Annotated in this window: 10 protein-coding genes and 1 tRNA gene; 8 read left to right on the top strand and 3 right to left on the bottom strand. The window is 62.2% G+C overall.

Going from position 1 to position 8,885, the window contains the following annotated elements:
• Positions 1 to 439: 439 nt before the first annotated feature.
• Positions 440 to 596, bottom strand: a tRNA-Arg gene (locus tag M4J07_RS44695).
• A 25-nt stretch (positions 597 to 621) separates the two neighbouring features.
• On the opposite strand from M4J07_RS44695, the gene M4J07_RS44690 reads away from it, so the two are divergent.
• From M4J07_RS44690 to M4J07_RS44680, 3 genes are all read left to right on the top strand, one after another.
• Entirely contained in the window at positions 622 to 1,422 is an 801-nt protein-coding gene (locus M4J07_RS44690) for a hypothetical protein (RefSeq protein WP_255982509.1), read from the top strand.
• Positions 1,415 to 3,550 carry a DNA methyltransferase gene (locus M4J07_RS44685; protein WP_255982507.1) on the top strand — a complete coding sequence of 712 codons (2,136 nt, stop codon included), beginning with the start codon at positions 1,415 to 1,417 and terminating at the stop codon, positions 3,548 to 3,550. Before M4J07_RS44690 ends, M4J07_RS44685 begins: the two co-directional genes overlap by 8 nt.
• Before the next feature lie 766 nt (positions 3,551 to 4,316).
• Positions 4,317 to 4,868 (top strand): HD domain-containing protein, encoded by a 552-nt coding sequence (locus M4J07_RS44680; protein WP_255982505.1) that lies wholly within the window; start codon positions 4,317 to 4,319, stop codon positions 4,866 to 4,868.
• Here M4J07_RS44680 and M4J07_RS44675 read toward each other — a convergent pair whose 3' ends face one another.
• Both M4J07_RS44675 and M4J07_RS44670 read right to left on the bottom strand, forming a co-directional pair.
• Positions 4,869 to 5,339 carry an NUDIX hydrolase gene (locus tag M4J07_RS44675; protein WP_255982502.1) on the bottom strand — a complete coding sequence of 157 codons (471 nt, stop codon included), beginning with the start codon at positions 5,337 to 5,339 and terminating at the stop codon, positions 4,869 to 4,871.
• 35 nt (positions 5,340 to 5,374) lie between these two features.
• On the bottom strand, positions 5,375 to 6,106 hold the full coding sequence (locus M4J07_RS44670; protein ID WP_255982500.1) for a helix-turn-helix domain-containing protein: 732 nt from the start codon (positions 6,104 to 6,106) through the stop codon (positions 5,375 to 5,377).
• A 181-nt stretch (positions 6,107 to 6,287) separates the two neighbouring features.
• Here M4J07_RS44670 and M4J07_RS44665 point away from each other — a divergent pair, with 181 nt between their 5' ends.
• From M4J07_RS44665 to M4J07_RS44645, 5 genes are all read left to right on the top strand, one after another.
• Complete coding sequence (locus M4J07_RS44665; RefSeq protein ID WP_255982498.1) at positions 6,288 to 6,647, top strand: SCO3933 family regulatory protein; 360 nt, start codon at positions 6,288 to 6,290, stop codon at positions 6,645 to 6,647.
• 2 nt (positions 6,648 to 6,649) lie between these two features.
• Positions 6,650 to 8,008, top strand: coding sequence for an FtsK/SpoIIIE domain-containing protein (locus M4J07_RS44660; RefSeq protein WP_255982496.1), 1,359 nt, complete (start codon positions 6,650 to 6,652; stop codon positions 8,006 to 8,008).
• Positions 8,009 to 8,091: 83 nt separating this feature from the next.
• Positions 8,092 to 8,328: a hypothetical protein gene (locus M4J07_RS44655; RefSeq protein ID WP_255982494.1), complete on the top strand. Its 237-nt coding sequence runs from the start codon at positions 8,092 to 8,094 to the stop codon at positions 8,326 to 8,328.
• 5 nt (positions 8,329 to 8,333) lie between these two features.
• On the top strand, positions 8,334 to 8,504 hold the full coding sequence (locus M4J07_RS44650) for a hypothetical protein (RefSeq protein ID WP_255982492.1): 171 nt from the start codon (positions 8,334 to 8,336) through the stop codon (positions 8,502 to 8,504).
• Positions 8,505 to 8,579: 75 nt separating this feature from the next.
• Positions 8,580 to 8,885: DUF2637 domain-containing protein (locus M4J07_RS44645; RefSeq protein WP_255982490.1), on the top strand; the 306-nt coding region annotated here is incomplete at its 3' end.

The raw sequence follows: 8,885 nt of genomic DNA, 5'->3' as shown, positions 1-8,885 counted from the left end.
GTGGGCGGCACTGGTCGGCACGATGCTCTCGGCGATGGCATCGGCGAACTCGGCGTTCACCCTGATCGTGATCCTGCATGCGGCGACGCCGCTGTGAGCCGAGCGTCGGTGACGGCCGCGGAGCACTTCCTGCGGAACGCCGCGCACCCGGACCGGGCCGCCCCCCACGACGACTCACCGACGCATCTAGCACCGACGTACCCGCCACCGGCGAAGTACCTGACCCTGCAGGCCACGGGCAACTGGCCCGCAAAGTAAGGCGCTTCCAGAACGAGCTCCTGCTCCTTCCCCGGATCCTCGCGGAGCCGGGGGAGTGGGCGTCCCGGCGCACCTTCCACCGCCGACAAGCCGCACAGAGCCGCATCCGTCCGCACACGCAAGAAGACCCCGCACTCAGCGAACTCGCTGATGGCGGGGTCTTCAGGCACCCAATTCAAGGTGCCCCCGGCAGGATTCGAACCTGCGCACACGGCTCCGGAGGCCGTTGGTTGTGAGGTTGACATACCTGGTCAGGGCTTTGCTGCGATCCAATCTGACTCGATCCGTCCACGTACTGTCCACGGCCCGACTACTGTTCCCAGCGGATCAACAGGAGCAAGAACTTCGCAAAAAGGGTGAATCGTGACAGCGGTGACAGTGGCGTCGGTGTTTCTCTCCTGCTTTGACGCAATGCAGCGAGGTGAATGGATCCACCGCAAAACCAGAAGGGATAAGGAGTTTCACTTCCAAGATTGGGTCGGAACGCGCATCAGTGAGACGGGTTTTTCCTCGGAGGAGACGAAACGAAACAGGTATCCGGACTATGTCATGTCGGATCATCTTGAAGGTTACGAAGTGAAGGGACTTGAGAATCCGGGGCGACAGGCAGACTTCGACTGTAATAGTCAACTCGCGACCGGGGTGCATGACGGGAGAGATGTCTACTACATTTTTGGCCGGTACCCTAAGAAGCCCGAGGGGGACCAGTTTCCAGTTCTAGACTTGGTCGTTTGTCATGGCGATTTTTTGAACGCCCATCACGAATATGTGCATAAGAACGATAGCTTTCGCGATTTTGGTTCCTACGGAGACATTCTTGTTCGCGACCGTAAGATGTACGTCGCCCCGACGCCGTACGCACTGGCAGACGGTTTGGCTACGAATTGTACGCTAATCGCTCCGCAGGGTGAGGAAATCGACGGCATTGAGCGACTTCGGCAGGTTGGCAACTTGGTGCGCATCGATGCTGATAGAATCGCCTCCAAGTACACCTTTGACTTCAGCGATAATACGCTGGCCACGGAACTGACAGAAAACCCGACTGCTGGGTCGATTCGCACTTTTGTAGCGTATAGAGCAAAAGAAGATCCGGCTGGTCCGGTCGCTATGAAACCGCCGAGGCGACTTCCTCGACAGCCCAAACTGGATGACACCGATGACTAAGCTCAGCGCCGATGATCAGGTTCTCTTTAACTCCGATGTAACAACATATTCTCAGGTGCCGTCCTCTTCGGCTCTTGAGTATTCGTTTCCGGCAGTTGAGCTTAGTCAAATCGCAGAGAACGAGTCGTGGCGCAAAGAAGTACATCGGCCGGCGACGAGTACTCACAAGTGGTGGGCTAAGCGTCTCGGCAGCGTATTTCGTGGAATCCTCGCTGCTGCCGTGACGGAAGCTAACGACGATGCTCTGCGCACGTACAGCTCTGCCACAAACCTTCCTGGAATCGTTGTCTTTGACCCCTTCGCGGGATCTGGTACAACGATTGTAGAAGCCGCGAAAATGGGTGCTTCTGCGGTTGGCTCGGATATTAACTCGGTTGCTACGTTGGTGCAGCGCCAAGCGGTGCAGAGTTGGGATATTTCCGCCTTGCGAACCGCCTTCAAGGCTGTCGAGTCGAGCTGTCGAGAAGAGATCGACCGGGTGCATCGCACAGAGGGCGGCGAAGCCGTTCTCTACTATTTCTGGGTCTCTCTGGCCAACTGTCCGCAGTGCGCAGTAAAAATTCGCCTCTTCTCAAGTCACGTATTTTCGCAGAACGCTTATCCGAAGAGGGTTCCCGAAGCCCAGCTAGTTTGCCCAGACTGCTTGGATATCCAAACTGGCCGCTACGACTTCGAGACTGCTCAGTGTGCTAACGGCCATACCTTCGGCAGGTCTGGCGCAGTAAGTCGTACCCAGGTAACCTGCAGCAACGGTCACACATCCAAAGTCCTCAGTGCTTTGGATGGCAAGGTGCCCGAGCGGGAAATGTACGCAAAACTGGTACTGGGGCACGACGGTAAAAAGCGCTACGAGGGTATTGACTCGCACGACAGGGACTTGTACTCGGAGTGCTCTGCTCTACTGATGAGCAAAGAGAAGAATCTGGTGCTGCCATCTGGCGGCCTAGATCTGGGAGAAAATACCCGCCAAGCTATGAGGTGGGGGTTCACGCAATGGCGTCAATTCTTTAACGACCGTCAGCTTTATTCGCTCGGACTTCTCGGTGCTGCAGTCCGCGATGTCGGTGTAGGTGAGGCCGAGCGTGAGGCTCTTGTTGCCCTATTCTCGGGCACGCTTGAGTTCAACAACATGTTCTGCTCCTTCAAGGGCGAGGGAACCGGTGCCGTGCGGCACATGTTCAGCCATCACATCTTGAAGCCCGAGCGGACGCCCTTGGAGGCGCACCCATGGGGCACTCCCGCATCATCCGGCTCCTTCTCCACGCTTTTCCGTAGTCGAATTATTAGGGCTCACGAATATAAAAGCGACCCAGTCGATCAGTTGTTGGTGGACGATCGAGTGCAGAGGGTGACGGGACTATCGCGCCCCTTCGGCGGGCAGATTGTAGAAGCGTGGCCAGAACAGGGGCTTACGGATCGACAGCTCTATATTCGAAATGGCGACTCATCCCGGACGGACATTCCTGCTAATTCTGTTGATCTTGTCGTAACGGATCCGCCATACATGGACAATGTCCATTACTCCGAACTTGCCGACTTCTTTCATGCGTGGCTTTCTGGGATGAAGCCCTTCCTTCGGTATCCATCGTCTGAGGATACGACAAGAAATTCTGAAGAAGTCCAAAGCGCTGATCCGAAGAGGTTTGGCGATGCGATCTCGCGAGTTTGGAAGGAATGCGAGAGAGTCCTCAAGCCGGGCGGGCTGCTGGCATTCACCTATCACCAGGCGAGGCTATCTGGGTGGGTAAGCCTCGTAGAGGCGATCGCCAGCGCTGGGCTTGCTGTAACGGCGATTCAGCCAATCAAGGGTGAGATGAGCACGAGCGTTACGAAGGGTGGAAAAGAGCCCTCGAATCTTGACTCGATTATTGTGTGCAGGAAGAGGGCGGAAGTGCTCTCTGAGGGATCTGTAGAATCTGCTGTACTTCGCGGGGAGCGAATTCTTCAGGATTTGCAGGTTGCCGGGATTCAGGTGGGTGTCGGAGACGTCAAGTCGGTGATTCGAGGGCACGTGCTCTCGACGTATACACTTAATCAGAATCAAGACATTTCAGAACTGGCGGAGTTGGCAGATGCACTTGCTGGCGCAAGCGTTTCCAAACTATGCAATTCCGAAGCTAGTGACTGAGCGGGTTTCTTGGGCAACAGGTCGGTGGAGCGGCTTTGGGCTGGAGCTGCTTTGGGGCGAGTGATCATGGCCCGTTAAGCTGATGGCGAGTCGGGCAGTCTGTGGACCTGCCCGTTAAAGCACGACGTTTGGGCCATGATCTTCGAGGCTCGCCCCAAAGTGGCTGCCTAAAGCCGTGGAGCCGACCGCCCCAGCCACGGGGCAACGTCCCAGGTAGTGGGTGAGCCCGCCGGCTTCCGCCGCCGCGATCCGGCCTCATCGGTAACACAACGCGTCTGTGACCTTGAGGTCCGGCAATCCCCTGTACTCCATGGCCCGTTGCTGGGTCCTTGGCCCCCGTGGCTGGCGATGGACGGACGGCGACCCGCAGCGGCGGCGCAGACATTTAGCAGCGGGGCGGCGGCCGGCCGGCGCCCCGCCCCTTTGGGGGCCCTCGGTCCTTCGGATTGATCCCCTTGCGGGACGGCTCGGGCCCAATGGGGTTGTTCTTGGGTGGGGATGCTCTTGCTGCGTATGCCTTGTGGTCCTGTGGGTGCTGTTGTGTTCTTCCCCTTCTAGGTCGGATCGCGGCGGCGGAAGCCGGCGGGCTCACCCCCGTCACCAGGGAAAACGCCCCATGGCAGGGGTGGTTGGCGTCCGCCGGCTGATCGGCGGCCGCGAGCGGAGCGAGCCTTGATGAAGTAGGGAAACTCTGTCCGCACCATGATCCGGAGGGACTGATCCCGGGCTGTTCGCCGACTGGCCAACTCGGCTACGGTAGCGAATCATGCCTCTTGCACTGGACACGCCCCAAGGTGCGGCCGAACTGGCTGAGTCCCTGTTGCCCCCGCTCGGAAACCGCTGGTTGCACACTCAGGCTGTCGCTGCGCGCGCGAGAGAGGCATCGGCTGCGGTCTCTGAGGATGAACGTGATCTCCTCATCGCCTCCGCCTGGTTGCATGACATCGGGTACGCCCCTGAGCTGCGCGACACAGGCTTTCACCCGCTCGACGGTGCTCGGTACCTCGCATCCCTCGGTGCTCCTGACCGACTCGTTCGCCTTGTAGCTCACCACTCCGGCGCCGTGTACGAGGCAGAGCAGCGAGGTCTGTCGACCGAGTTGGCTGCTTACGAGCGGGAGGATTCTTCACTCCTGGACGCGCTGATCTACGCCGACATGACGACCGGCCCTGCTGGGCAGTCCTTCGACTTCGACCGACGCATCGACGAGATCCTTGTCAGGTACGAGCCGGGCAGTGAAGTCCACACCGCGATCAGCAAGGCTCGGCCGTACCTGGGGGCCGCTGTCGAGCGCACTCGTGCCCGCCTTGGTGACTGATCAACCGATGTAGGGCGTCGGCCGTTTGGCCAAGCCGTGTTCGATGCGCATCCGCATGGAGGGGTGGATGCTCAGATCGCTCAGCCCCTCTGGTGCGATGAACGCGACTTCCTTGCTCTCGCTGCTCGTTCGGAGTTCGCCGCCTGTGATGCGGGCCGTGAAGCAGATCGAGAACTGTTGGCGTACCTCGCCATCGTCGTACGCCATGACGTGACCGGGGTTGCTGTAGATGCCGACCAGCCCCGTCACCTCGACGTCGAACCCGGTCTCTTCCTTGGTCTCGCGTACGACGGCATCGGCTACCGACTCGCCGACTTCGACCCCGCCGCCGGGGAGCGCCCACAGATCGTTGTCGGTCTTGTGGATCAGCAGCACTTCTCCGGCCTCGTTGACGGCGACGGCGACCACCGAGGGGACGATGCTGTTTGCCTTCGGGGCATTCGGATCATTCACGTAGTCGATGCGGGCCATGCCTCCAGCGTCGCACGTCGGATCGGCTGAAGGCTCTATGCGGGCCGGCCCCGCTCCCAGGCGTAGTCAAAGCTCTTCATGTAGTGCCGGAACGTCCGCGCGCCAGGCAGATACCTGAAGTGCATGACCGGGTTCTGTCCGGCGGGTGCGCCGAGGACGTGAGGGTTCACCAGCACGTCGTCATCGAACCTGTAGATCGAGTTGTACAGGATCGTCTCGTGAAGCCGAACCTCTACTCCGGGGACGTTCATTGTCGGTTCGAGGTACTGCCGGGTGATGCGGGCCCGGGCTGCCAAGCCGTCTCCGATCCCTTCCTCCTCGCCTCGCTGCTTGATCATTGGCGCATCCGGGTCTCCAAGAAGGATGCGAACCTCCGTCCCTGCTGCGGCCTTGTCAGCCAATTGGTTAGGCAGGTCGGGATGTCCGTCGAAGAGGAAGAGCCCTGCGTACACAAGGATCTCGACGTGGCTCGTTGCGTTCTCGATGAGGGATTCCCACAGGTTCGCCGGGACCGCCCCGCGGTGCGGGTAGTAAGTGATCAGCTCAGATGTGCTGGCCGTGTCCGCTTGCTTCTCGACCGCGGGCCACAGGTAGACCTCGTCGGCGCCGAGGAACTGCGACGCCTTCCAGCGGTGCGTCCTGTGTGGAGTGCGCTCCTTGGAGATCCAGCGCTCGACGCTCTTGGGGTCGATTCCGACGTGATCGGCAAGCGTCTGGATGGTCTCGCCTTTTGCCGAGATCGCTGAGCGTAGACGGTCGTTCGCCATGGTGCCGCTCCCTCTAACTCGCCCTACATGTAGGCGTGTTGGGACGCTGGGACGTTTTCGACGATAGTGAAGACGTCCCCAAAGGTCCATAGGGTCGGTGCTGCGTCCACCCCTATCGGGAGTTTCCTGATCTCACCGCCAAACGGCGGTTCAACTCCGAGCAAGGTCAGGAGAACTGACGATGCAGCAGATTCCCGTGGACACCGCCGGCGCGATGCTGATGGTGGCGACGCCTCCGCAGCCGAAGTACGCGAACCAGAAGACTCAGGAACGTGCCGCGGACACGCGTACGGGTGAGTTCCTGATGACGGTCGACGTGCTGTTCGTGAAGGACGGCAACGCCGAGGTCGTGAAGGTCACCGTGGGCGAGTCGTCCATCTCCGGTGAGCTGGCGATGGGTACGCCGGTCGCGCTGACCGGGCTGATCGCACGGCCGTGGGAGAACGAGTTCAACGGTCAGAAGCGGCACGGCATCAGCTTCCGCGCCGTGGCTGCGACGGCCGTGGACGCCGGCGGCTCGAAGAACCTGAAGGCGGCCTGATCATGGGCTGGTTAACGATCAGCGTTCTCGCGGTCGTTGTCGGGCTGGCGCTGCTGCTTCGGTGGCGCCGCCCGGCCTGGTTCTGGCTGAGCTTCGGCGTCGTCTACCTCACCCTGAAGGTCCGCTTTCAGTACGCGTCCGTGATGGATGCCTGTGACCTGACGGTGCCGGCCTCCCGCTTCCGGCTCTGGCTCGCGAAGGTCTTCAACCGGGAGATCCCGCGGCAGCGCGTTCCTCGTCTGAGGTGGATCAAGCCGACCCGGACCGGTCTGCGGCTTCGGATCCGGATGCAGCCGGGGCAGGACGCCTTCGACTACTCCTCTGCGGTGGACCGGCTGCGGCACGCCTTCGGTGTCCACCAGGTCACTTCCCGCGAGGTCAAGCCGGGGGTTGTCGAGATCATCATGACCGGCTATGACGTGCTGCGTCGGGTGCAGATGCCCATCAAGGTCGAGCGTGGTGGGCTGCGGGTGCCGGTCGCCCTGGTGGAGGACGGCTCGGTGTACTTCCGCGACTACCGGGCGGTGCCGCACTCGGTCACCATCGGTGCGTCCGGCTCCGGGAAGTCCGTCTATCAGCGCCGTCTGATCAAGGAACTCGCTGCACTGCGGGTGGCGCTGGTCGGTATCGACTGCAAACAGGGTGTCGAGCTGTCCCCGCTAGCTCGCCGGTTCTCGGCGCTGGCCGACAACCCCGACGATGCCGCGGAACTCCTGGAAGCGCTCGTGGCGCGGATGGACGCGATCTATCTGGTCATTCGCCGTGAACAGCGGCTGAGCGCGGACACCCCGGATGAGGAGATCGCCGCCGACATCTGGGACCTTCCCGAACACCTGCGCCCGGTCCCGATCGTGCTGACCATCGACGAGATCGCGGAACTCGCCCTGACCACCTCGCGGGCGGATGAGAAGCGCCGTACTCGGATCATCGTCGCCCTGGTCCGGCTCGCCCAACTCGGTCGCGCCGCCGGCATCTTCGTCGACATCTACGGGCAGCGCTTCGGCTCCGAACTCGGCGACGGCATCACCATGCTGCGCGCCCAGTTGACCGGCCGGACCGCGCACCGGGTCAACGACGAATCGTCCTCCCGGATGGCGTTCGGCGACATCTCCCCGCATGCGGTGTTCGCCGCGACGCAGATCCGCAACGACCGCCCCGGCATGGCCGTGGTCGGCTACTCCAACGGCGAGTGGGCTCGCATCCGCACCCCGCACACGACCATGCGTGAAGCGGTCAACGCCTGCAACAAGCACGCCGGTCTCACCCCGGACATCGCCGAGTTGGCCCGCTTCCGGCCCCGCTTCGAGTCCGAGCCGGCTGAGGTCCCGGCGGCGGTCGAACCACTCGCCGAAGCTGCCTGATCCTTTCCCGCTCCACCCGGTCGGCGTGACCGCCTCGCGCCAGCTCCCTACCCCCTCCATGCCGAAAACCGGAAGGACTCCTGATGGCCATCGAGCCGTGGCGCGAACCCTCCACCCCGGTCGAGCGCGACGACATGAACCGGTTCGGGTTCCTGTTCGAGAACCTGCGCAACTACCTGCACTACTACCCCGCGCTTGATGAGTTCGTGGCGGTCCTGGCGAGCGCTCTGGAATCCGAGCGAACACATCACGCCCGCGGCACCTATCCGCCGGCCGGACACACCTACCCGCGAATCCGCCCCGGCGACGAGGACTGGTGACGGCCGTGACCACACGAAAGCCCCAGACCGCCGCACCGGCGCCGGCCAAATGCCCTGTCTGCAAGGGCTCCGGAGAGGTCTCCGTCACCGTCCGCGTCGGACGCAAACGCCGCACCGTCGGCGCCCAGACCGGAATGTGCCTGACCTGCCTCGGCTCCGGCGAAGCCACCGACTGAACCCGCCGGGGCCCGGCGGCCGGACTCCGATCCCCGCCGCGCCCCGGCCCCACCCCTCGAAGGAGGTGAAGACCGATGAACTCCAAGATCCGACCGGACGCCGTTCTGATCCAAGCCGTGATTGCCGGGGCCCTGTCTTTCGCCCACCTGCACGACCTTGCCGCGGCGGCCGGACAGACCGGATGGAAAGCCTGGGCCTACCCGATCAGCGTGGATCTGCTGCTGGTCGCCGCATGGCGCCGACTTCGCACCGACGGACCGTCCCGGCTGACGTGGTGCTGGTTCCTGGTCGCCCTGGTGGCCTCGCTCGGCGCGAACGTCGCCACCGCCGGATTCCTCGACCTCGCCCACCCGCCCGCCTGGCTGCGCTTCGGCGTCGCC

The sequence above is a fragment of the Streptomyces longispororuber genome (genome assembly GCF_024448165.1).
Classification (GTDB): domain Bacteria; phylum Actinomycetota; class Actinomycetes; order Streptomycetales; family Streptomycetaceae; genus Streptomyces; species Streptomyces longispororuber_A.
The sequence above is the reverse complement of the archived record's forward strand: the minus strand, read 5'-3'. Positions and strand labels throughout refer to the sequence as shown.

Excerpts from the sequence above, each read along its gene's own strand:
- M4J07_RS44685 (WP_255982507.1), top strand. The coding sequence starts at position 1,415 with ATGACTAAGCTCAGCGCCGATGATCAGGTTCTCTTTAACTCCGATGTA.
- M4J07_RS44680 (WP_255982505.1), top strand. The coding sequence starts at position 4,317 with ATGCCTCTTGCACTGGACACGCCCCAAGGTGCGGCCGAACTGGCTGAG.
- M4J07_RS44675 (WP_255982502.1), bottom strand. The coding sequence starts at position 5,339 with ATGGCCCGCATCGACTACGTGAATGATCCGAATGCCCCGAAGGCAAAC.
- M4J07_RS44670 (WP_255982500.1), bottom strand. The coding sequence starts at position 6,106 with ATGGCGAACGACCGTCTACGCTCAGCGATCTCGGCAAAAGGCGAGACC.
- M4J07_RS44665 (WP_255982498.1), top strand. The coding sequence starts at position 6,288 with ATGCAGCAGATTCCCGTGGACACCGCCGGCGCGATGCTGATGGTGGCG.
- M4J07_RS44660 (WP_255982496.1), top strand. The coding sequence starts at position 6,650 with ATGGGCTGGTTAACGATCAGCGTTCTCGCGGTCGTTGTCGGGCTGGCG.
- M4J07_RS44655 (WP_255982494.1), top strand. The coding sequence starts at position 8,092 with ATGGCCATCGAGCCGTGGCGCGAACCCTCCACCCCGGTCGAGCGCGAC.